Below are 23,403 nucleotides of genomic sequence, written 5' to 3' on the forward strand. Positions count from 1 at the left end.
TACCTCTCTGTCTATGCTTTATACATTTCTTGAATTGCACGGATTAAAATATCTGCATCTTCTTTGGTTGATGAATAGCCCACACTTGCCCTAACAGCGCCTATACTCAGGGTACTCGCTGTCTTATGAGCAAGAGGAGAACAATGATAGCCTGCTCTTACTGCAATCTGATAGTTCCGATCCAGATGAAAAGCAATTTCCGCCGCGTCTCTGCCTTTTACATTAAAAGCTACAATACCGGTTCTTTCTGCTCCTAGTCCGGGTCCTAGCACACTAATATTAGGAATATCTAGAAGTCCTTGCATAATATGTTGAGTTAGCGCCCACTCGTGTTGGTAAATATTGTTAACCCCTATATTCATAACATAACTTGTTCCTGCCAATAATCCTGCGATTCCCGGCGTGTTAGGTGTCCCCGCTTCATAACGATCGGGCCGTACATTTGGTTGTTCTAATTCCTCGGATTGACTTCCCGTTCCCCCATGTAATAAAGGAACCAAATCAATCTCAGGACTAAGAACAAGCGCTCCCGTACCCTGCGGACCAAGTAATGATTTATGACCTGGAAAAGCAACCATATCCAGCTTATCTTCATGAATACGAATGGGATAAGCACCTGCGGTCTGTGCTGCATCTATAAGAATCAGAGCACCATTAAGATGAGCGATTCTTGCCAGTTCACTAATAGGAAGGATACTACCTAATAGATTAGAGCTATGACTACATACTACTAGCCGAGTATTAGACTGAAATGTCTTTTGGAAATTTTCCAAAGATAGCTCTCCCTCTGTAGACAATTCCATATACGACACCTCAATCCCAATCGTGCGCTTTAGAAATTCGAGAGGACGCCGAACAGAATTATGCTCGACCATAGTTGCAATGACATGATCTCCGGGTTTAAGTATCCCTTTAATAGCTAGATTAAGTGCACTTGTAGTATTGGAGCTAAACATTATATCTGATGTGTTCTTTACATCCAAAAGCTTAGCAAGTTGGATTCGAGCTTTCATGATAGTTCTTCCTGCCTGCAGAGCCATACCATGGTTTCCTCTCCCTGGACTGGCCATTTGTCCTTGTAGCGCTTGCTGGACAGCTTCAATCACCTCGGGAGGCTTAGGCCATGAAGTTGCTGCATGATCAAGATAAATCAAAAGCGCTCTCCTCCTTAGGTAATTTAATTCGGATGACATTTACATCTTATTGTATCTAGCTATAGTTATCATTTCCACATGATTATAGAGCAAGAAAGACATACTTCCTCCCTCATGAACGAGAGGAAACATGTCATTTTTTTACTGTAACAAATCTAGTAATCTTTGAAGATCTTGTTGACTAAAATAATTAATTTCAATCTTACCTTTTTCCTTGATCGCCTTTATTTTCACAGTAGTTTGAAAACGTTCGCGGAGATTTTCTTCGACTTCTTCAATGTACGGATCTTTTTTCTTACTGGCAACTTTGACCTTTGTTTTTTCATTTTTACGATCTAACTGTTGCACCGCATCTTCTAACTCGCGTACACTCCACTCATGATCTATACACTGCTTAGCCAGCTGTTTGATTAACAATGGATCCTTAATACCCACGAGACCACGTGCATGGCCCATAGATAATGTTCCACGTGAAACATAGTCCTTCACTTCTTTTGGTAGAGCTAGCAAACGTAAGAAATTGGCAATGTGAGAACGTGATTTCCCCACTTTTAAAGATAATTCTTCTTGGGTCAGATCAAACTGATCAATAAGTCCTTGATACGCAACCGCTACCTCCATCGCATTTAAATCTTCACGTTGTAGGTTTTCAATTAGAGCAATCTCCATCACTTGTTGATCTGTAAAATTTCTAACTACGGCTGGCACCGTAGAATTTCCGCAGTACTGAGAAGCTCTGTATCGACGTTCCCCTGCAATAATCTCATAACCTTTGAGCACACTTCGAACGATAATCGGCTGAATAACCCCATGTTGACGTATCGATTCTGCAAGTTCACGTATAGCATCTTCATCAAATGTTTTACGAGGTTGATAGGGATTCGCTCGCAATTGGGCTATAGGGAGTTCCATCACCTTATCATCATCATTTACGGATAGCGATGGGATTAAAGCATCGAGACCCTTACCTAGACGCTTACTCATAGGAAACCACTTCCTTTGCCAATTCTAAGTATACCTCGGCTCCTTTTGAACGTGGATCATAGGTTATAATGGACTGTCCATGGGAAGGCGCTTCACTTAATCTGACGTTACGAGGAATAACGGTTTTATATACTTTTTGCTGGAAATACTTCTTCACTTCTTCTATAACCTGAATACCTAGATTCGTCCGAGCATCAAACATTGTAAGTAATACACCTTCAATTTGAAGAGAAGTATTAAGATGTTTTTGTACCAATCTTACGGTATTCAATAACTGACTTAGGCCTTCTAGAGCATAGTACTCACATTGAATAGGAATGATGACAGAGTCCGCAGCAGTCAAGGAGTTAATCGTCAAGATGCCTAAAGATGGAGGGCAATCAATAATAATATAGTCATATTTTGCTTTCACTTGTTGCAAAGATTTTTTTAATCGCAACTCTCTTGAAATGGTCGGGACTAATTCAATCTCTGCTCCCGCTAATTGAATTGTGGCAGGAATCATGTCTAAGCCTTCAATACGAGTCGATACAATCGCTTCGCCCGGATGAACATCATTTATTAAAACATCATAAATACAGTTTGCTACATCCGCTTTATTTATCCCTATTCCACTCGTTGTATTTCCCTGTGGATCGATATCCACCAACAACACTTTTTTCCCTATTGTAGCCAGCCCAGCACCTAGATTGACGGAAGTTGTGGTTTTACCTACTCCACCCTTCTGATTGGCAACGGCAATGATTTTAGACAACCCAATTCACCTCAATATTAGTAAAATCTTTTTGTAGATTCATATACAGACTAAATCTTAAACATCGATTAAGTTGTATAGTCGAGGGTATTCACACTAAGAAGTTACTACAAAAAGATATAAAAAGCGGCTATCTCGCCGCTTTATTCATTCATTGCGTCTTTTTAGCGTTTAGGAATTTTAATTACGATTTCATAATGATCTTCATGATCTGTTTCAGCCGTTTTGATCTGTAGTCCAGATCCCGATACCATATCAATAGATTGACGAATTGTATTTAATGCTAGTCGAACATCCTTAGTGAAAGAGATTCGCTTAGTTTTTTTAATTTTGGCTACTTCTTTATAAAAAGCAATACGTGCTTCCGTCTGCTTTACATTTAATTCTTTTGTAATAATTTCTTCTAAAACTTTAAGCTGTAGTTCTTCTGTATCTAAGGAAAGCAGTGCTCTAGCATGACGCTCCGTTATTTTCCGTTCCATTAGAGCATTTTTAACCCCATCTGGAAGCTGAATAAGACGAATCTTATTGGCAATCGTAGATTGACTCTTTCCTAGACGTTGGGCTAGGCTCTCTTGAGTTAACTGATGAAGGTCAATGAGGTTTTGATATGCAATAGCCTCTTCAATCGAGGTAAGATTCTCACGTTGAAGATTTTCAATTAAGGCAATCGAGGCTGCCTGAGAGTCATTGAAATCCCTTACAATAGCAGGAATTGTGCTATAACCTAATTTGCATACAGCACGCCAGCGGCGCTCCCCTGCAATAATCTCATATTTATCATTCCGAAAACGAACCACAATCGGTTGAATAACCCCATGTGTCTTAATCGTTTGGCATAACTCATCAATTTTTTCGTCATCAAAAACGGTTCTAGGTTGATAAGGGCCACTAATGATATTGTCCACCGGCAATTGTTTAATTTCTTCACCGCTGCTTCGTTCGGATATACCGAACAATTTAGAGAATTGTTCTTTCATTCTGCAGATTACCACCTAATTTCATAGTCGCATAGAGCAGAGACCCTATGTTCTTCAACTGGCATGTGCACATTCCACGTGTCGTTAAACAATCTAAATATACTAGATATATAGTTGTTTAATTTAATCCACTATAATTATATTAATTTATGAATAGAGTTTCTAATTCAATAGAAACTTAACAACAATGACAAGTCTATTCTACCACTTTTTCCTCTATAATCCTATTAACATCTTTGACGAGCTTTGTTTCACGTGGAACAAAAAAAACACCTCTAAATAAGAGGTGTTTTTAGGGGGGTACCCGCTTTTCGTGGATACTTATTAGGTGTAAATGATCGTTTTCGAATTATAATTAGATGTCTTTCCGATTGATCATTAGGAAGTTCTAATCTGTAATTATTTGTAACCTTTCCTCTTAACTCTTTTAAGCTATAACTAGCTTCTTTGAGTTCTTCAGTCGGATCATTTCCCTTCATAGCTACAAAGTGACCTCCTGTTTTAACAAAGGGAAGACAAAACTCATTTAGTACAGATAGACGTGCTACCGCCCGAGCTGTAGCAAGATCATATTGATCTCTATGATCTACTTTCCTAGCTAAGTCTTCTGCCCTGCTATGAACTAGTGTAACTCCCTTTAGATCCAATGTATTCACCAGATTCTGTAGAAAAGATATTCTTTTGTTTAAAGAATCTACAATGGTCAGTTTTAAATGTGGAAAGAGAATTTTCAAAGGTATGCCGGGGAAACCTGCACCTGAGCCTACATCAATCATACGTCCAACCTCAGTCATATCCACATGGAACGCAAGAGTTAAAGAATCGTAAAAATGTTTGATGTACACTTGATCTCTCTCTGTAATGCCCGTAAGATTCATACGCTCATTCCAAGAAATTAGTTCTTGAAAATAAAGCTCAAATTGTTCAAGTTGCCGCTCATCTACCTGTACATCCTGCTTAACTAATAAATCTACAAATTGCTGTTGCGTCGCATCCAATGTCTTATCCCCCTGCTGCAGTAACTCGGTTATAATGCTCTAAATAAACAAGAAGAATGGAGATATCTGCAGGAGTGACCCCTGCGATACGTGAAGCTTGACCTATGGAAATCGGACGAATTTTAGCTAACTTTTGACGCGCTTCCATTGCGACCCCATGTATATCTTCATACTTAATATTATCTGGAATTTTCTTTTTCTCCATTTTTTGCAGTCGTTCCACATGAAGAAGTTGCTTCTCTATATAGCCAGCATATTTAATTTGAATCTCTACTTGCTCTTTCATCTCTTCATCGAGATCTAATGGAGAAGGTGATAAAGGTTCCAAATGTTCATAACTTACTTCAGGCCTGCGAAGAATGGTAAGAAGATTAGAACCATCTTGAATCGGTGCGGATCCTATGGACTCAAGAGTAGGATTCACTTCAATTGGTTTTACTTTTACCGACTTCAGACGTTCAATCTCCTGCTCTACGAAATCTTTCTTCTGCAGAAATTTTTCGTACCGCTCTGGTCGAATTAATCCAATATCATAACCAATCGGGGTTAGACGCAAATCAGCATTGTCATGGCGCAAAAGCAATCGATATTCAGCGCGTGAGGTTAGGAGACGATAAGGCTCATTTGTTCCTTTTGTAACGAGATCGTCAATAAGCACACCAATGTATCCTTGAGAGCGATCCAGTACAACTGGCTCTTTGCCTTGAACTTTACGAGCAGCATTAATTCCAGCCATAACACCTTGTCCTGCTGCTTCTTCATAACCAGACGTTCCGTTGATCTGGCCGGCTGTAAATAGTCCGGGAAGACGTTTTGTCTCAAGGGACGGCCAGAGCTGTGTTGGCACAACTGCGTCGTATTCAATGGCATATCCTGTACGCATCATCTCAACATTTTGCAAACCAGGAATGGATCGTAAAATTTTGAGCTGAACATCTTCTGGCATACTTGTGGAAAGACCTTGAACATAATATTCAGACGTATTTTTTCCTTCGGGTTCTAAGAAAATCTGATGTTTGGGCTTATCACTGAACCGGACAATCTTATCCTCAATAGAAGGACAATATCTTGGCCCTGTTCCTTCAATTACGCCAGAAAACATAGGTGCACGATGAAGATTATCATTTATTATTTCATGTGTCTCAATCGACGTATAGGTTAACCAACAAGGTAGTTGCTCATTTGTGGAACTTTTGGTTTCATAGCTAAAAAATTTAGGCTTGTCATCTCCAGGTTGAATCTCGGTTTGAGAGAAATCAATGGTGTCTTTATGGACACGTGGAGGTGTTCCTGTCTTAAAGCGTACTAGATCAAATCCTAGTTCCTTCAGATGTCCTGCTAAGCGAACAGAAGGTTGTTGATTGTTAGGCCCACTCTCATACATGAGCTCGCCCATAATTATTTTGCCACGTAAGTAGGTTCCCGTTGTTAACACCACCGCTTTCCCGCGGTACTCGGCACCAGTCTTGGTAACCACACCTACACACTGTCCATCCTCAACAAGCAATTCTTCTACCATACCTTGACTGAGTGTAAGGTTATCTTCCTTCTCCATTGTCTCTTTCATAGCATGTTGATATAAAAATTTGTCAGCTTGAGCACGCAGGGCATGCACAGCTGGTCCTTTACCTGTATTAAGCATACGCATTTGAATAAAGGTTTTATCAATGTTACGTCCCATTTCACCGCCAAGTGCATCAATTTCCCGCACTACATGTCCTTTTGCTGGACCGCCAATCGATGGATTACATGGCATAAAAGCTACCATATCTAGATTAATTGTCACCATCAATGTTCGGCAGCCCATACGAGCAGCAGCCAGGGCAGATTCTACACCTGCGTGGCCGGCTCCCACTACGATTACGTCGTACTCTCCCGCGGGATATCCCATTCGGTCCTACCTCCTTATATCGATCATCCGTATCATCGGAATCTTAATTGGATAACTAATGTGTTACAGCATTTCAATACCCATCATACCATGTCTGCAATGACTTCATACTTGAAGTAATATAGGGTTGAATTATTTTCCCAGACAGAATTGTGAGAAGATCTGATCAAGTAAAGAATCTGGAGCTGAATCTCCAATGACTTCACCGAGTTGTTCCCATGCAAGTCTTACATCAATTTGGAAAATATCGATAGGTACTCCCGCATCCGCAGCTTCAAAAGCATCTTGGAGCGATAGGACCGCTTTATTTAACAAGGCGATATGCCTCACATTACTGACATAAGTTAAGTCTCCGGATTCTAACTGACCTCCCAGAAATAGTTCTGTAATGGTCTCTTCAAGTCTTTCTAGTCCATCCTCTGTCTTGACCGAAAGTTCAACTTGATTACCTTCCGCAAAATAGCTTTCAATCATGTTCCGATCGACATGCTGAGGAAGATCACTTTTATTAATGAGTACGATAACTTGACGGCCTTTGATTTGCTCCATCAGACTAATCTCATCCTCATGTAGCGGTTCTGCCCCGTTAATTACCAGCAAAATCAAGTCTGCCTCAAGCACAGCCGCTTTGGAGCGCTCCACCCCCATCTGTTCAACAATATCCATCGTTTCGCGGATACCTGCCGTATCTAACAGTTTTAAGGGGATATTATTTATCGTAACAAACTCCTCAATAACATCTCTTGTCGTTCCCGGGATATCCGTAACAATGGCTTTATTTTGCCTAGCCAGTGCATTAAGCAGCGATGACTTACCTACATTGGGTCTACCCACAATAGCTGTCGTAATACCCTCTCTCAGAATCTTGCCTTGATTAGCTGTCCGAAGTAGTTCGTCTATGCCCTCCATCACCTTGGAGCACTTCTCTTTGATAAAGGCTGTCGTAAGCGACTCCACATCATGTTCAGGGTAATCAATATTAACTTCAATATGTGCGAGGGTCTCAAGTAAGAAGTAACGAAGCTCTGTAATCCGACGAGATAATTGACCCTCTACCTGTTTGAAAGCAACGGTGAATGCACGGTCCGACTTTGAACGAATGAGGTCAATAACTGCTTCTGCCTGCGATAGATCAATTCGGCCATTTAAAAATGCTCGTTTGGTGAACTCTCCGGGTTCCGCCAATCGAATCGTACGCTGTTGTAGTAATAGATCCATTACTCTTTTTACCGAAATAATTCCTCCATGCGTACTAATCTCAACAATATCCTCGGTAGTAAAAGAACGTGGTGCTCGCATCACCGTAACTAAAACTTCTTCTAATTTCTCGCCCGTCTTGGGCTGAACAATAAAACCATAATGAACGGTATGTGTAGTGGCTTCAGCAAGTGGCGTTTTGGATTGTAAAAGACGCCCTACTTCCTCTATAGCTTCGGGACCACTAACACGTATTACAGCAATACCACCTTCGCCTACTGCCGTCGATATGGCAGCAATCGTATCTGTTACCATGTCCCACCTCTTCTTCCTTAATAAAAAGAAATGACGATTGCCCTAGGCAAACGTCACTCTCCAATCATTCATTTATTGGGTCGTACACCTATGACCACTCTTCGGTTAGGCTCTTCGCCTTTGCTGAACGTCTTTACATCAGGATGATCTTGAAGAATAGAGTGTATCACTTTACGCTCATGGGAAGACATAGGTTCAAGCACGACTTCCTTACGTGTTCGAATTACTCGTCCCGCAAGGCGTACGGCTAATTCTTCTAATGTCTTCTTTCGGCGCTCCCGAAAATTCTCAGCATCTAGTACTAAACGGATAAAACTATCCGAGTAACGATTAGCTACAATGTTAGCTAAATATTGAAGCGCATCGAGGGTTTGTCCTCTTCTGCCAATGAGCAGCCCAAGATCAGAGCCAGAGATGTTAAGAACTGCACTGTCCTTGCGGCGTGCTATCTCAACTGTCACCTGTAGTCCCATACTTAAGCCTACTTCCTTAATAAATGACGCCGCCTCTTGATAAGGATCTATCTCTTGTTCTGAAGCAACGGGTGCATCCTGCTGGGTAAGCGTGGGCACCTGCACAACTTCGCTAGAGCTATGAACCTTAGGCGTCTCTGTCATGGAATCTACCAGCAACATAATTTCTACCTTCGCCGCTTTGCCTCCAAACAGACCCAGGAATCCTTTTGACGGCTGCTCTAATACTTTCACGGCGACTTTGTTCTCGGTAGTCCCGAGCTTGGCCAATCCTTGTCTTACAGCATCTTCAATGGTTTTTCCTGACGTCACAACTTTGCTCATTTTTTCTTGTTGGCCTCCTTGTTGGTGCCTCTAGCCGGTGTGCCGGCTTTCAAGTTTGAACCTCCACGCTTTGACTTACCTCCGTCGGCTACGGCAACTACACTAGCTGCTGCTGTTCCCGCAGGCTTCTTATAAAGGAAGTAATTTTGCACGATGGTATAAATATTACTATAGAACCAGTACAGCGGAAGGGCTGCCGGGAAATTGTAAGCCATAATAAAGATTAATACAGGATAGATGAACATCATGAACTGCATAGGTCCTTGCATTCCTGCTGGATTCATATTCGACATCATCTTCGTCTGAACAAAAGTACTCAAAGCCGCAAGTGCCGGAAGGATGAACAAATGGTCCGGTTTGCCAAGTTCTAACCATAAGAAAGAGTGTTCACGAATTAGCGGATTGTACACAATTGAGTTATATAGAGCGATGAAGATTGGCATCTGAATGATCAATGGGAAACAACCAGCCATAGGATTTACTTTATTTTCTTGGAAAAGCTTCATGGTCTCCTGCTGTTGAAGTTGAGGATTATCCTTATGCTTTTCTTTAATTTTAGCAATTTCAGGCTGAATAGCTTGCATAGCTCTGGAACTCTTCACTTGCTTCAAGGTAAGCGGTAAAATTATTGTACGTACAATAAGCACCATCACGAGAATCGCAAAACCGTATTCTCCACCGAACCATTCAGCAAAGGTATCCAAGGCAAGTGAGAAGTAGTACACTACATTTGCTTGCCAGAACGATCCATTTTTCAGATCCGCGGTTGAGGTTGTATGGCTAACATTGGATCCACATCCCGCAAGTATAACAAGCATGCCCACCGCAAGTGCGATAAGAAGCAACTTGCGTTTATTAAATTTAATTCGCGACACTTCAAAACCCCTCTCTTTACACTTTCCGTCAGCCTAAATCATACCATAATTATATGCACAAAGAAACAAGCCTATCAAGGGCGTAAAGCCCTTACAAGACCTGCTTTGCGAAGGGCATGAAGCACGCTTTTTTCGAGTTCTTTATATTCCATAGTAATGGCACCTTTTCTTACAATGAAGATAATATCTACATGTTCACGGATTTCCGCTTTATGTAGTCGAACAATTTCTTTGATTAATCGGCGCATCCGATTTCGTACCACGGCATTACCTATCTTTTTGCTCACAGAAATGCCCAATCTGAAATGTTCAATATCATGCTTCACAGACCAATAGACGACTAACTGGCGATTTGCGAACGATTTTCCATACCGATAGACTCGGCCGAAGTCCGCTCTATTTCTTAAGCGCAGCTTTTTGTGCACGACGTTCTCCTTGCCTTACCCATTTGATCTATATTACGAAAAAAAGACCACCGCAGTGGCCTTCACGCGCATTTTTTACGCACTCAATACTTTTCTTCCTTTAAGACGACGAGCAGCAAGAACTTTACGTCCATTTTTCGTGCTCATTCTCTTACGAAAACCATGAACCTTGCTACGTTTGCTCACGTTCGGTTTGAAAGTCGGTTTCATATAGTGCACCCCCTAACAGGAATTACTGTCTTCTTCTTACATCGTATTTCTCCGCAGAAAAAGCCTTTTTACATTTAATCATGAAATGAGTAGAAAGTCAACCAAACGAGTCAATCCTTCTATAGAAATTAAAGACATGATTATCCACATAAACTGAATCTTTTTTTATCTAATCTTTTATTTTATACACATCTAAATGGGTGTGTATTATTTTTCAACGAAGCCGGGAAAAATTTTGTGGAAATTTTCGATATTTTCAGCCATCGTCCATTAAGCGCACATTTTCTTATGACATATTCCGTTTTTAATACTTCCATTTATGCCACTCATAGTTTCTTCAGCTAGACGAAATCTTTACATTTATCAATGGACTTCTTTTTAGTCAGGGTAGATTAATTATACCGCTCTCTCCCTCTTTTCATCCTAATGTTATAAAACACATTTTTTTACTATAGCTCTTGATGCTCTTTAAGTCTGTGATAAAGAAATGTAACTTTAAAGATTATCTTCGAAGAACTTATCATTTATCCTGCCTTCAGCCGATGCATACTTTTATTTTTACAAATTCCCCTATTGCCGATCTTTGACCTTTCTTATCATGTACTGAATTATTCCCTTCCTCATTTCAAAAAAAAGTTATCAACAGCCTGCTACCTAGAACTCCGTTTATCCTCTCACGTTTTAATTGCGAATTTCTTGTGCATATTTTTAATAAGCTGTGTATAAAATTCAGAACTTAAAAAAGGGTACTGTCGAATTTTAAACAATTTATAAACAATATGTAGTGGTGTGAATTAAATTTATACACAAGTTATTGAATTTGTGGATAAAAAGCGCACTTACGTTGAAATATAAAGCTTCTTTTGCTATGATTATATTGTTTTCTGTGTGTATATCTAACTAACTTATCTTCTCTTATCAACAGGCTGTGGATAAAATTGTGAACAATTTAAACTTATACCTTAGTATAAATTTCTCGTTTCCTGCTCATTGGGGATAATTGCTCCTAGCTTTCAGCTAATTTCGACAATCCGCGCATGGCTACGACCACATATGGAAGATGTAAAAGGAGTGACAGTCTGTGGACAGCCATACCTCTGAAATATGGCAACAAATATTATCCATTATCCAAACCAAACTGAGTAAACCGAGTTATGATACCTGGTTCAAGGCCACGAAAGCTGTATCCATTACGGAACAGACTATTGTAATCTCTGCACCCACCACTTTTGCCGTAGAATGGCTTGAAAGCCGTTATACCAAATTAGTGGCTACTACCGTTTTGGAAGTGTTAGACAAGCACGTAGATGTATCCTTTGTGATCGAAGAAGCCCGACCGAATGATTTTTCGTTCCCTCAGACGCAATCGCCTCCTCCTGTTCAAATCGAAGAGACCATCTCTCACATGCTAAATCCAAAATACACATTTGATACCTTTGTCATTGGATCTGGTAATCGATTTGCTCATGCTGCTTCTCTAGCCGTAGCTGAAGCGCCTGCTAGAGCGTATAATCCGCTATTTTTATATGGAGGAGTGGGACTTGGCAAGACGCATTTAATGCACGCAATCGGGCATTATATTCTTGAGCATAGCCCCAGCAGCAAAGTAGTTTATATTTCTTCCGAGAAATTTACGAATGAATTTATTAATTCCATTAGAGATAATCGGGCTGAAAGTTTCCGCAACAAATATCGCAACATTGATATCTTGCTCATTGATGATATTCAATTTTTAGCAGGGAAAGAATCAACACAAGAAGAGTTTTTCCATACGTTTAATGCACTTCATGAGGAACGGAAGCAAATTATTATTTCTAGCGACCGACCGCCAAAAGAAATTCCTACGTTGGAAGAACGACTCCGCTCACGCTTTGAATGGGGATTAATTACGGATATTCAGCCTCCAGATCTGGAGACAAGAATAGCTATTTTACGCAAGAAGGCTAAAGCGGAGAACTTAGATATACCAAATGAAGCCATGATGTATATTGCCAATCAAATTGATACCAATATTCGTGAGCTGGAAGGTGCTTTAATTCGTGTAGTGGCCTATTCTTCCCTCATTAATCAAGATGTCACAACCCATTTGGCAGCGGAAGCCTTAAAAGATATTATTCCGTCCAGCCGTCCCAAAATGATTACCATTCAAGACATTCAGGCGAAGGTTGGCGACTACTATAATCTTCGTATGGAGGATTTTAAGGCTCGCAAAAGGACAAAAGCGATTGCTTTTCCGCGTCAAATTGCTATGTACCTTTCTAGAGAGCTAACCGACTATTCCTTACCTAAGATCGGTGAAGCTTTTGGAGGAAGAGATCATACCACTGTCATTCATGCTCACGAGAAAATCACTCAAAATTTGAAGGCAGATCCAGAGCTCTTCAAAATTGTAAATAATCTTACGGAGAAGATTAAAGCCTCCTCCTAAATCTATAAAATTTTAGCCACAATTGTACCGAAGCCTATGCACAATCTATACACATGTGAATAGGCTTAGTTTTATGTTGTTTAGAGGGTTATCCACATATTCAGTGCCCCTACTACTACTTCTATTAATAATTAATAAATATATCATCATAAAAAGGGGTACATTTCCCCCTCTCAACAACCTATCCAACCCTCTAAAAAATGAGCTCTACATTTTAGAATATGTCCTACATCTTTAAATTATGTTTCTTCGCAAAAAAGAGATTAAATGTACATCATGTTGAACTTATAATTTATGTCCTCAGGTACTCTAGTTTATAAAACGTCTAGGAGTTGAATTTTCATGAAAATCCGTATATTAAAAAATGAACTGAATGAATCCATTCAGCATGTAGCAAAAGCTATCTCGAGCCGCACAACGATTCCTATTCTTACGGGAATCAAACTCGAAGTAAATTTTCAGGGAATGATTCTTACAGCTAGTGATACGGATATTTCTATCCAAGCTTTTATTCCTACAGAAGATGACAAAAAAACGATAGTTACCGTCGAAAGACCCGGAAGTGTAGTCTTACCCGCTAAATTTTTCGTCGAAATCATAAAGAAACTTCCTTCTCAAGAAATTGAAATGGAAGTGAAAGAAGGATTCCAAACCTTTATTCGCTCTGGTGCAACAGATATCCAAATGGTCGGCTTAGATCCTGAAGAATTCCCTGTACTCCCAAGTGTAGAAGAAGATCAAGTTGTATCGATTCCTGGTGATTTATTACGAAACATGATCAAACAGACCGTATTCTCCATCTCTACACATGAGACGACACCTATACTAACCGGGGTTCTTTGGAATCTGAATGACAATCTTTTTAAATTTGTAGCCACAGATCGTCATCGCCTTGCTAGTCGGATAGCTCCTTTGGAAGATGCGGATAATATACGTTTTAGCAATATTGTTATTTCTGGCAAAACGCTAAATGAACTGAGCAAAATTATTCCTGATCAGAACACTCGCGTGGATATTGTAGTAGCAGACAACCAAGTACTATTCAAAATTGATCGTGTGTTATTCTATTCACGTATTTTGGACGGAACGTACCCAGATACCTCGAAGATCATCCCAACCACATATAAGACAGAGCTCGTATTGGATACTAAAAAATTAAGCGAATCTATCGATCGTGCTTATTTGCTCTCTAGAGAAGAGAAAACAAACATTGTACGATTGCAGACGCTTGAAGATGGAACCATTGAAATCTCATCTAGTTCATCTGAGCTTGGTAAAGTGACCGAACAAATTGATGTTGTTGATTTTAAAGGTGATCCATTACGCATCTCATTTAACTCCAAATATATGCTGGACGTTTTAAAAGTTGTCGAAAGTGAACAATTACACATCAGCTTTAACGGACCGATGAGTCCTATCATCGTTAAGCCTGTGGATGAAAGTCGCAGTCTGTATTTAATACTTCCTTACCGAACAACCAACTAATATCAACATGTTGATAACTGCAACTGAAGGAGCCCAATTATGAAATTTGTACTTATCCACAGTGAATATATTAAGTTAGATCAATTTTTGAAACTTGCGGATTGTGTATCCACAGGTGGAATGGCCAAAGCATTACTGGAAGAAGAAGCTGTGAAAGTAAATCAGGAAATTGAACAACGTAGAGGACGTAAATTATATGCTGGAGATACGGTGGAAGTAGAAGGTCATGGAGTGTTTCAAGTGAAAGCGGAGTAACGCGCCCTAATGGCCGTGCACATAAGGGGGTTACCTCGTCATGTTTGTTAAGAATTTGCAGCTGCAACATTATCGTAACTACAAGGAATTGCGATTAGAGTCTTTTGGACATGTGAATTTGATGATTGGACGCAATGCCCAGGGCAAGACGAACTTGCTAGAGGCTATGTTTGTGCTTGCTCTGACCAAATCCCATCGAACCTCAAAAGACAAAGAATTAATATCTTTTCAAGAACAAACTGCCTATCTTGGTGCAGAGGTAGATAAGAAGTATGGAACTATTCAGCTTGAGCTAAGGTTATCTTCGCAAGGGAAAAAAGCGAAGATTAATGGGCTTGAACAGCGCAAGTTAAGTGATTTTATTGGAGCGCTTAATGTAGTGATGTTTGCACCCGAGGATCTAGAGATCGTAAAAGGCACCCCTGGAATACGCCGCCGATTTCTAGATATGGAGATTGGGCAAGTTACGCCTAGTTACCTTTACCATTTACAGCAGTATCAAAAAGTATTAATTCAGAGAAATAATATGCTCAAACAATCGTATGGCAAAGTTAGCGAACTGGGTTTGATGCTGGATATATGGAATGAGCAACTCGCTGAACATGGTGTTAAAATTATTAAAAAACGGAAACAATTTATACGTAAGCTGCAAAAGTGGGCTTCGGATATTCATCATGGGATTACGAATGGCCTCGAAAGGCTTGAACTATCCTATCTGCCTTCCTTTGGCGATGCTGAAGAAGAAGATGAAGCTGTCTTATTGCAGCAGTTTATGATAAAGTTATCACAAATGAAGGATCAGGAAATCCGCCGTGGGATGACCCTTTCAGGGCCTCACCGAGATGATATAACCTTTTATATCAACGGAAAAGAAGCTCAGACTTATGGTTCACAAGGTCAACAACGAACGACCGCTTTATCCCTCAAATTAGCTGAGATTGAGCTTATACACGAGGAGATTGGAGAATATCCTGTTCTTCTGCTAGATGATGTGTTGTCTGAACTAGACCCTTATCGGCAGACGCAGTTGATTGAGACCTTTCAAAGTAAAGTGCAGACGTTCATCACGGCTACCGGCGTGGAGACCCTCCAGACCAATAAGCTGAAGGATGCCAGTATTTTTCATGTCCAAGAAGGACAGATACAATAGAGTTTTCAAGAACGGAGGATAGCCATGTACATTCATTTGGGTGGAGAAAAAATTATTTCTTCCACGGAGCTTGTGGCTATATTTGATATCTCCATTGAGAAGTCCTCAAAAATTTCTAAGCAATTTGTTACACACGCGATTAAAGAAAAACAAGTTATTTATATTAGTGAAGAAGAATCCAAATCAATCGTTGTTACAAAAAAAGTCGTCTATTATTCGCCTATATCTTCGGCGACATTGAAGAAGCGGGCGAATCATTTTGTGGCAAATGCTTGATAACTAAGCTGAATCTAAAATAGAAACAGGTGAAGATATGTCTATGAATGAATCCTATGATGAGAGTCAGATACAGGTGTTGGAAGGATTAGAGGCTGTCCGGAAACGTCCGGGTATGTATATCGGTTCAACCAGCGCAAGAGGCCTGCATCATTTGGTATGGGAAGTAGTAGATAATAGTATCGATGAAGCACTCGGCGGTTTTGCCGATCGTATTGATGTTATTATTCATCAGGATAATAGCGTAACGGTCATTGATAATGGACGTGGCATCCCTGTTGGTGAACACTCTAAAATGAAACGTCCGGCTTTAGAAGTCGTAATGACTGTACTTCATGCGGGGGGTAAATTTGGCGGTGGCGGCTACAAAGTATCCGGTGGACTACACGGTGTAGGTGTATCTGTAGTCAATGCGCTTTCCGAAAAAGTAGTTGTAGAAGTTAAGCGTGAGGGACATATTCACCAACAAGAATATCGACGCGGAGCTCCACAATATGACCTGCGTATTATTGGGGATACCGAGGAGACTGGGACGACAGTTACTTTTACACCAGATAAAGAAATCTTTACCGAAACAACTACGTTTGATTACGAGACCCTGTTGACGCGTATTCGCGAACTTGCTTTTCTGAATAAGGGTATTTCTCTATCTCTACATGATGAGCGTACAGGTCAATCCAACGCATTCAAATATGATGGAGGTATTGGAGAATACGTTCAATTTTTGAATCAAAACAAAGTTGCCCTACACGAGAAGCCTATCTACGTTGAAGGGGCTCGCGATATGATTCAAGTTGAAGTCGCTCTTCAGTACAATGATAGCTATACCGAGAGCATCTATTCTTTCGCAAATAACATTAATACGCATGAAGGCGGAACGCATGAATCTGGATTTAAAAGTGCTTTGACGCGGATTATTAATGATTACGCTCGTAAAAACAACTTAATTCGTGACAATGATTCCAATTTAACAGGGGATGATGTACGTGAAGGTCTAACTGCAATCATCTCCGTCAAGATTCCTGAACCGCAATTCGAAGGACAGACCAAAACAAAGCTTGGCAATAGTGAAGTACGCGGCATTGTTGAATCTTTGTTTGCAGAGAAGCTGCAAGAATTCATGGAAGAGAATCCTGCAACTTCCCGTCGAATTCTGGAAAAAGGACTTCAGGCTTCCCGTGCTCGTGAAGCTGCCCGTAAAGCTCGCGAACTAACTCGTCGTAAGAGTGCTTTGGAAGTTAGCTCACTACCCGGCAAACTGGCCGATTGCTCTTCTAAAGATGCTGCCATTAGTGAACTTTATATCGTCGAAGGCGACTCTGCTGGTGGATCTGCTAAGCAAGGGCGTGATCGTCATTTCCAAGCCATTCTGCCTCTTAGAGGTAAAATTCTGAACGTAGAAAAGGCTCGTCTTGATCGTATTTTGGGCAATGTCGAGATTCGTGCAATTATTACAGCTTTGGGTACAGGGATCAGTGAAGATTTCGACATTAACAAAGCAAGATATCATAAAGTAATTATTATGACGGATGCGGATGTTGACGGAGCTCACATTCGTACGTTGATGCTAACCTTCTTCTATCGCTATATGCGCAAAATTATTGAAGCAGGTTATGTGTATATTGCCCAGCCTCCTCTTTTTAAAGTGGAGCGCAACAAGGTAGTGCGTTACGCTGGATCAGAGAAGGAACGCGATGAGATTATCGCTGAATTCGGTGAGAATGCTAAATATAACGTACAGCGGTATAAAGGATTAGGCGAAATGAATGCTACACAGCTATGGGAGACAACTATGGATCCAGAGAGTAGAACTATGCAACAAGTATCCATTGCAGATGCCATTCAAGCTGACTCTATCTTCGACACCTTAATGGGGGACAATGTAGAACCACGCCGTGATTTTATTCAAGAACATGCCAAATACGTAACAAATTTAGATTTCTAAATTCTTTTATACGAAGGCCACATCTATTGTGGCCTTTTTATTTTTTACTTCCAGAGTAACGGCCATAGGCTATCGCGTAACGTCTAATTTTACTGTAGATATGTTTATCCTTTAGAAATTTAAAGGGAAAGAGTGCCGGGAGGGTATTCACCTCTAGAATCCAGGCTTTAAAATCGTGATCTATAGCGATATCCAGACCAATTTCTTTAATATTTGGATAGACCTTCTCTAATTGATAGCCCACCTGAGTTCCTAATTGGCGTAATTCTGACATCGCTAATTGGAGTTGACTAGAATTCATATGCTTCCCTAAAAGAAATTCAACAGGATATGTTGTCCCCCCACTGTGATGATTGGTAATAATTTTTTGTAAAGCAGCGACGCGGCCAATGTATCCCGTGGTCTCCCATTTGCGTTGCAAATTTTTTTGGGCAAGCACACGAATATCAAACTTCCGTCTTTGGTGTTTTAAAAGATAAATGCCTTGTTGAATTAAGTATTCTTGGCCTTTGATTTTATCCATAATTGTTTGATGGAGCCCCTCAACAGAGTTGAATTCCTCGGTTTGAATACCAGATTTTAATTTATAGAAGAATTCTTCTTCTTGATCTGTTTGCTTCGACAATTTTTCAATGCACATCACTCCATTTCCGTAAGTCCCACGATCTGGTTTGATGTAGATCATTGAATACTCCAGCAATAATTGATTCAATTCCTCTGCCGAATATTTGCGGGTTTCCGGAATATAAGGGAGTAGACTTGACCTTTGCTGAAGAACTAAAGTCTTTTGCCATTTGCTTGCAATTCGCTGGATAATCACGACGAATTCATCCCTTTCTATGGGCAATAATGCAAATCATAAAAGCATGAAAAACATAGGACAGAAGAGAAAAACAATGATATAATTATAAGATATGGGGATTTTCTAAGTTTTTTGGGGAATTCAAGAGTTATCTGTATATACAGTGTATGTTATAGGGGAAGAATGGGAGTGGACACTTCCCTATTTTTTAGGTATTTGCATACGTATTAGCGAGCTGAATAGAGAACGTTTAATTGTACTTGGTTTGTGAAAGTAATATAATTAATGTTATCGGTTTATGAGTATTTTTAAGCTATTTATAGCTTTTTCCTATATATATTGACGTAGGGAAGACACTTAAGGAGGTACAACATGGCGGAAGAGAAACACTCGCAAATCGTAGATCGTGATATTGGTGTGGAAATGCGTGAGTCCTTTATGGATTATGCAATGAGCATCATTGTCAGCCGGGCTCTCCCGGATGTGCGGGATGGACTGAAGCCTGTACACCGTCGTATTCTTTTCGCGATGTCAGAGCTTGGAATGTCACCGGACAAGCCTTATAAAAAATCAGCCAGAATTGTTGGCGAGGTCATCGGTAAATATCACCCTCACGGGGATAGTGCTGTATACGAATCTATGGTGCGTATGGCTCAGGATTTTGCTATGCGTAATATGCTTGTAGATGGTCATGGTAACTTTGGATCCATTGATGGGGATATGGCTGCAGCTATGCGGTACACAGAAGCTCGTCTATCCAAGCTTGCTATGGAAATGCTTCGAGATATCAACAAAGAGACGATAGACTTCATTCCTAACTATGACGGTGAGGAACATGAACCTGTCGTGCTTCCAGCACGTTACCCTAACTTGCTTGTTAACGGAGTTACCGGTATTGCTGTGGGTATGGCGACTAATATTCCACCGCATAACCTGGGAGAAGTAATTGACGGGGTTCAGGCCCTTATTAAGAATCCTGAGATAACTTCACTTGAACTGATGGATTATATAAGCGGTCCAGATTTCCCAACAGCTGGTTTTATTCTAGGTCGCTCCGGTATACGTCAAGCATATACAACAGGGCGTGGCTCTGTCACAATGCGTGCTAATGCAGTAATTGAAGAGAATAATAACAAGGCTCGAATCATTGTGCATGAAATTCCTTATCAAGTGAATAAGGCGCGGTTGGTTGAGAAAATTGCGGAATTGGTTCGTGAGAAAAGAATCGAAGGAATTACAGATCTTCGTGATGAATCAGACCGTAATGGTATGCGGATTGTAATTGAGTTACGCCGGGATGTAAATCCTAACGTTGTTCTGAACAACCTGTATAAGCATACAGCCATGCAGTCTACTTTTGGGATTAATATGCTTGCGATTGTGAATAAAGAGCCTAAGGTCCTTACGCTTAGAGAAGTACTACATCACTATCTGGATCACCAGATTGAAGTCATTAGACGACGTACTGAATTCGATTTGAAAAAGGCACAAGCTCGAGCTCATATCTTAGAAGGCTTGAGAATTGCTTTAGATCATTTGGATGAGGTCATCAAGTTAATTAGAGGTTCCCAGACAGCTGAAATTGCTCGTGAGGGGCTAATAGAAAGATTCGGATTAAGTTTTGAGCAAGCTCAAGCTATTCTGGAGATGCGTCTACAGCGTCTTACAGGACTTGAAAGAGAGAAGATAGAAGCCGAGTACAATGAGCTTCTTAAGCGCATCGCTGAATTCCAAGAGATTTTAGCTAATGAATCGCTGGTACTTGAGATTATTAGTACAGAACTTCAAGAAGTCAGAGATAAATTTGCAGATGAGCGACGTACAGTAATTACGGTTGGCGAAGAAAGTATTCTTGATGAAGATCTAATTCCACGCGAAGAGGTCATTATCACGATTACCCATACAGGATATATTAAGCGCCTTCCAGTTACCACTTACCGTAGCCAAAAACGCGGTGGTCGTGGCGTCATCGGTATGGATACAAAGGACAGCGATTTTGTGGAGCATCTATTTGTAACCAACTCACACCACTATCTGATGTTCTTTACGGATAAAGGGAAGGCATACCGAATTAAAGCGTATGAAATTCCTGAATTAGGACGTACAGCTAGAGGTACACCAATTATTAACTTAATTCAAATTGAGCAAGGGGAGACCGTAAATGCGGTAATTCCAGTTGAAAAATTTGAAGAAGATAAATATTTATTCTTTGCAACGCGTCAAGGTATTGTGAAAAAGACACCTTTAGATGATTATATTAACATTCGTAAAGGTGGACTAATTGCCATTAATCTTCGTGAAGATGATGATCTAATCGAAGTAAAACTTACCCACGGTAATCAAGAATTGATTATGGGTACAGCGCAGGGGATGTCTATTCGATTCCCAGAGAGTGATGTTCGCTCCATGGGTAGAAGTGCTACGGGTGTTAAGGGGATCTCGTTAGATTCAGGAGATACGCTAATAGGCATGGATATCGTAGACCCTGATCAGGATGTTCTAATTGTCACTACAAAGGGCTATGGTAAGCGTACTCCAATAGGTGAGTACCGAACTCAAAATCGTGGTGGTAAAGGGATTAAGACCATTAATGTGACGGACAAAAATGGTCAGGTGGTTAGTCTTAAGGTCGTTAAGGATGAAGAGGACCTTATGATTATTACGAGCAGTGGTACACTAATTCGGACAAGTATGGCTGGAATTTCGACCATGGGACGGAATACACAAGGTGTCAAACTCATCAATACCCGTGATGAGGACTCTGTAGGTACAGTTTGCCGGACGGATAAGAGTGAAGAGACCGAAGACTACTTGGATGAAGAAAATGTATCCCTTCCAGGTCCTGAGGATCTCTTAGACTTAACAGATGATGAACATACGTTAGATGCTGAATCGGATACTACCGAGGAATAGAACAATAGTTTAGCGAAAAGAGGACTTTCTCCTAGGGGGAAGTCTTCTTTTTCATTGTAGGAAAGGTATGGATCACGTAATATAATGGATAGAACGACAAATTTTAATAATAAGTCCAATAGGCGAGGTAAAAATCACATGCCAAGTATCCAAGTTACGGATTTAAAACCTGGGGTGAAGATAGCAGCACCCGTACATACACCGTTAGGCAGCACCCTCTTTCATAAAGGTAAAGTAGTTCTTCCAAGAGATCTCGACATTCTTAGAGCTTTTCTGATTCAATCCATAGAAGTTGAGGCTGTTGATACAAAAAACTCTTCAGGTTTAAAAGAAGCTTCTAAGAATACTAATCAACCTCAAGCAGGCACACATGAATTAGAAAAACAACAAGTGATGGAACCCTTTTATACTGAATATGAGCGAATGCTTACTTTAATTAAGGGCTCCTTTCAATCAATTTTAGCTTCAGAACTTCCCGTATTAGATTTAAGAGTTCAACTAGAAGCTTTAATTAGTCAATTGAAGCACTATAATATTCTTACATTTTCACCACGCAACCTTAATGAATACGACTACATATATCATAATGCAATTTTATCCTCTTTAACTTCTTACTTAATTGCCCAATGGACTGGCATGGCTCAAAAGGATTGGATGCAAGTTGCTTTTGCGGGTTTACTTCATGACATCGGAAATGCTCGTGTAGATCCTAAAGTCCTGCATAGTCCACTCCCTCTAAATGCTAAAGAAATAGAAGAAATACGCATGCATACCACTTATGGTTATCAGATGCTAAGAAATTCAGCTGCCATTAACGAAGGGGTTAGATTATCGGCTTTGCAGCATCATGAGAAAGTAGATGGTACAGGTTATCCATTAAGGCTGACGGGTGATAAAATGCACAGCTATTCCCGAATTGTTGCAGTAGCCGACATTTTTCATGCGATGACCTTAACTAAGCGATATCGCAAAGCGCAATCACCTTACATTGTCCTAGAGCAACTCAAAGCTGAGTCCTTCGGCAAATTAGATCCAGGTATAGTAGATACATTCATTCAAAAGGTTACACAGTTCCATAATGGAGCTAGAGTAAGATTAAATGATGAACGCATAGGAGAAATTATATTTTCCGAGCGGGATCATCCAACAAGGCCATTAATTTCTGTTCAAGGACAGATTATCAATCTAATTCTAGAGCGTTCTATATATATTAAAGAAATATTATGAAAAGTATTGACTTAATAGGGGCTTATGGGTTATATTAATTCTCGCCCCTTTTAAAGGAAAAGCATTTTAAAAGAATTGCTAAATAAATAACTTTTAAAAAAAGCTTGCCTTTGCTTGGTAGCTATGGTATATTATAAGAGTTGCTGCTGAGACATCGAAAGAGACGCAAAGCGGCGCTGTATAAGAGAAATTGATCTTTGAAAACTGAACAACGAGCGAGTAAAACACATGAACGAGAGACGACTTCGGTCGGATCGACATTCATTTTAAGAGAAGCAATTCTCGTCAGTTTCAAAATGAGCAACTCAAACACCTGATTAAAACGCCTTCTCCTTTGGAGAA

Annotated in this window: 21 protein-coding genes; 8 read left to right on the plus strand and 13 right to left on the minus strand. The window is 40.3% G+C overall.

What is annotated here, in order from left to right; all coding sequences use genetic code 11:
* Positions 1–11: 11 nt before the first annotated feature.
* The 11 genes from J2Z69_RS16645 to rpmH all read right to left on the minus strand — a co-directional run bounded on the left by J2Z69_RS16645 (position 12) and on the right by rpmH (position 10,580).
* On the minus strand, positions 12–1,193 hold the full coding sequence (locus J2Z69_RS16645) for an aminotransferase class V-fold PLP-dependent enzyme (RefSeq protein WP_209865216.1): 1,182 nt from the start codon (positions 1,191–1,193) through the stop codon (positions 12–14).
* Positions 1,194–1,295: 102 nt separating this feature from the next.
* The gene (locus J2Z69_RS16650) at positions 1,296–2,138 is read right to left on the minus strand and encodes a ParB/RepB/Spo0J family partition protein (RefSeq protein WP_209865217.1); all 843 of its coding nucleotides are present in this window, start codon (positions 2,136–2,138) and stop codon (positions 1,296–1,298) included.
* Entirely contained in the window at positions 2,131–2,892 is a 762-nt protein-coding gene (locus J2Z69_RS16655; RefSeq protein ID WP_209865219.1) for a ParA family protein, read from the minus strand. The genes J2Z69_RS16650 and J2Z69_RS16655 overlap by 8 nt, the downstream gene beginning before the upstream one ends.
* A gap of 164 nt (positions 2,893–3,056) precedes the next feature.
* Complete coding sequence (gene noc / locus J2Z69_RS16660; RefSeq protein ID WP_209865221.1) at positions 3,057–3,872, minus strand: nucleoid occlusion protein; 816 nt, start codon at positions 3,870–3,872, stop codon at positions 3,057–3,059.
* 275 nt (positions 3,873–4,147) lie between these two features.
* Positions 4,148–4,870 (minus strand): 16S rRNA (guanine(527)-N(7))-methyltransferase RsmG, encoded by a 723-nt coding sequence (rsmG, locus tag J2Z69_RS16665; RefSeq protein ID WP_209865222.1) that lies wholly within the window; start codon positions 4,868–4,870, stop codon positions 4,148–4,150.
* Positions 4,871–4,874: 4 nt separating this feature from the next.
* A complete protein-coding gene (mnmG, locus tag J2Z69_RS16670) occupies positions 4,875–6,761 on the minus strand; it encodes a tRNA uridine-5-carboxymethylaminomethyl(34) synthesis enzyme MnmG (protein WP_209865225.1) in 1,887 nt (628 codons plus the stop codon).
* Between the two features lie 132 nt (positions 6,762–6,893).
* Positions 6,894–8,273, minus strand: coding sequence for a tRNA uridine-5-carboxymethylaminomethyl(34) synthesis GTPase MnmE (gene mnmE / locus J2Z69_RS16675; RefSeq protein ID WP_209865228.1), 1,380 nt, complete (start codon positions 8,271–8,273; stop codon positions 6,894–6,896).
* A gap of 68 nt (positions 8,274–8,341) precedes the next feature.
* Positions 8,342–9,070, minus strand: coding sequence for an RNA-binding cell elongation regulator Jag/EloR (gene jag / locus J2Z69_RS16680; protein WP_209865231.1), 729 nt, complete (start codon positions 9,068–9,070; stop codon positions 8,342–8,344).
* A complete protein-coding gene (locus tag J2Z69_RS16685) occupies positions 9,067–9,945 on the minus strand; it encodes a YidC/Oxa1 family membrane protein insertase (RefSeq protein WP_209865232.1) in 879 nt (292 codons plus the stop codon). The genes jag and J2Z69_RS16685 overlap by 4 nt, the downstream gene beginning before the upstream one ends.
* A gap of 74 nt (positions 9,946–10,019) precedes the next feature.
* Positions 10,020–10,370, minus strand: a complete 351-nt coding sequence (gene rnpA / locus J2Z69_RS16690) for a ribonuclease P protein component (RefSeq protein ID WP_209865235.1) — start codon at positions 10,368–10,370, stop codon at positions 10,020–10,022.
* Between the two features lie 75 nt (positions 10,371–10,445).
* Positions 10,446–10,580 (minus strand): 50S ribosomal protein L34, encoded by a 135-nt coding sequence (gene rpmH, locus J2Z69_RS16695; RefSeq protein ID WP_068621644.1) that lies wholly within the window; start codon positions 10,578–10,580, stop codon positions 10,446–10,448.
* A 1,081-nt stretch (positions 10,581–11,661) separates the two neighbouring features.
* On the opposite strand from rpmH, the gene dnaA reads away from it, so the two are divergent.
* The 6 genes from dnaA to gyrB all read left to right on the plus strand — a co-directional run bounded on the left by dnaA (position 11,662) and on the right by gyrB (position 18,119).
* A complete protein-coding gene (gene dnaA, locus J2Z69_RS16700) occupies positions 11,662–13,008 on the plus strand; it encodes a chromosomal replication initiator protein DnaA (RefSeq protein WP_209865238.1) in 1,347 nt (448 codons plus the stop codon).
* Between the two features lie 342 nt (positions 13,009–13,350).
* Positions 13,351–14,493, plus strand: coding sequence for a DNA polymerase III subunit beta (gene dnaN, locus J2Z69_RS16705; RefSeq protein ID WP_209865240.1), 1,143 nt, complete (start codon positions 13,351–13,353; stop codon positions 14,491–14,493).
* Positions 14,494–14,532: 39 nt separating this feature from the next.
* Entirely contained in the window at positions 14,533–14,748 is a 216-nt protein-coding gene (yaaA, locus tag J2Z69_RS16710; RefSeq protein WP_245339416.1) for a S4 domain-containing protein YaaA, read from the plus strand.
* Positions 14,749–14,788: 40 nt separating this feature from the next.
* On the plus strand, positions 14,789–15,898 hold the full coding sequence (recF, locus tag J2Z69_RS16715; protein WP_209865243.1) for a DNA replication/repair protein RecF: 1,110 nt from the start codon (positions 14,789–14,791) through the stop codon (positions 15,896–15,898).
* Positions 15,899–15,922: 24 nt separating this feature from the next.
* Positions 15,923–16,174, plus strand: coding sequence for an extracellular matrix regulator RemB (gene remB, locus J2Z69_RS16720; protein WP_209865246.1), 252 nt, complete (start codon positions 15,923–15,925; stop codon positions 16,172–16,174).
* A gap of 37 nt (positions 16,175–16,211) precedes the next feature.
* Complete coding sequence (gene gyrB / locus J2Z69_RS16725) at positions 16,212–18,119, plus strand: DNA topoisomerase (ATP-hydrolyzing) subunit B (protein WP_209865249.1); 1,908 nt, start codon at positions 16,212–16,214, stop codon at positions 18,117–18,119.
* Between the two features lie 37 nt (positions 18,120–18,156).
* Here the strand turns inward: gyrB and J2Z69_RS16730 are convergent, their stop codons facing one another.
* Complete coding sequence (locus J2Z69_RS16730) at positions 18,157–18,939, minus strand: YheC/YheD family protein (protein ID WP_209865252.1); 783 nt, start codon at positions 18,937–18,939, stop codon at positions 18,157–18,159.
* A gap of 354 nt (positions 18,940–19,293) precedes the next feature.
* Between J2Z69_RS16730 and gyrA the strand changes: the two genes are divergently transcribed.
* Both gyrA and J2Z69_RS16740 read left to right on the plus strand, forming a co-directional pair.
* On the plus strand, positions 19,294–21,834 hold the full coding sequence (gene gyrA, locus J2Z69_RS16735) for a DNA gyrase subunit A (protein WP_209865255.1): 2,541 nt from the start codon (positions 19,294–19,296) through the stop codon (positions 21,832–21,834).
* A 138-nt stretch (positions 21,835–21,972) separates the two neighbouring features.
* Positions 21,973–23,061 carry an HD-GYP domain-containing protein gene (locus tag J2Z69_RS16740; RefSeq protein WP_209865258.1) on the plus strand — a complete coding sequence of 363 codons (1,089 nt, stop codon included), beginning with the start codon at positions 21,973–21,975 and terminating at the stop codon, positions 23,059–23,061.
* A 121-nt stretch (positions 23,062–23,182) separates the two neighbouring features.
* Here the strand turns inward: J2Z69_RS16740 and J2Z69_RS16745 are convergent.
* Positions 23,183–23,403: hypothetical protein (locus J2Z69_RS16745; protein WP_209865261.1), on the minus strand; the 221-nt coding region annotated here is incomplete at its 5' end.

The sequence above is a fragment of the Paenibacillus shirakamiensis genome, from assembly GCF_017874255.1.
Taxonomy (GTDB): domain Bacteria; phylum Bacillota; class Bacilli; order Paenibacillales; family Paenibacillaceae; genus Fontibacillus; species Fontibacillus shirakamiensis.

What these genes read in the sequence shown, in the direction of transcription:
- J2Z69_RS16645 (WP_209865216.1), bottom strand. Translation starts at nt 1,193, where the DNA reads ATGTCATCCGAATTAAATTACCTAAGGAGGAGAGCGCTTTTGATTTAT.
- J2Z69_RS16650 (WP_209865217.1), bottom strand. Translation starts at nt 2,138, where the DNA reads ATGAGTAAGCGTCTAGGTAAGGGTCTCGATGCTTTAATCCCATCGCTA.
- noc (WP_209865221.1), bottom strand. Translation starts at nt 3,872, where the DNA reads ATGAAAGAACAATTCTCTAAATTGTTCGGTATATCCGAACGAAGCAGC.
- mnmG (WP_209865225.1), bottom strand. Translation starts at nt 6,761, where the DNA reads ATGGGATATCCCGCGGGAGAGTACGACGTAATCGTAGTGGGAGCCGGC.
- mnmE (WP_209865228.1), bottom strand. Translation starts at nt 8,273, where the DNA reads ATGGTAACAGATACGATTGCTGCCATATCGACGGCAGTAGGCGAAGGT.
- jag (WP_209865231.1), bottom strand. Translation starts at nt 9,070, where the DNA reads ATGAGCAAAGTTGTGACGTCAGGAAAAACCATTGAAGATGCTGTAAGA.
- rpmH (WP_068621644.1), bottom strand. Translation starts at nt 10,580, where the DNA reads ATGAAACCGACTTTCAAACCGAACGTGAGCAAACGTAGCAAGGTTCAT.
- dnaN (WP_209865240.1), top strand. Translation starts at nt 13,351, where the DNA reads ATGAAAATCCGTATATTAAAAAATGAACTGAATGAATCCATTCAGCAT.
- yaaA (WP_245339416.1), top strand. Translation starts at nt 14,533, where the DNA reads ATGAAATTTGTACTTATCCACAGTGAATATATTAAGTTAGATCAATTT.
- recF (WP_209865243.1), top strand. Translation starts at nt 14,789, where the DNA reads ATGTTTGTTAAGAATTTGCAGCTGCAACATTATCGTAACTACAAGGAA.
- remB (WP_209865246.1), top strand. Translation starts at nt 15,923, where the DNA reads ATGTACATTCATTTGGGTGGAGAAAAAATTATTTCTTCCACGGAGCTT.
- gyrB (WP_209865249.1), top strand. Translation starts at nt 16,212, where the DNA reads ATGTCTATGAATGAATCCTATGATGAGAGTCAGATACAGGTGTTGGAA.
- gyrA (WP_209865255.1), top strand. Translation starts at nt 19,294, where the DNA reads ATGGCGGAAGAGAAACACTCGCAAATCGTAGATCGTGATATTGGTGTG.
- J2Z69_RS16740 (WP_209865258.1), top strand. Translation starts at nt 21,973, where the DNA reads ATGCCAAGTATCCAAGTTACGGATTTAAAACCTGGGGTGAAGATAGCA.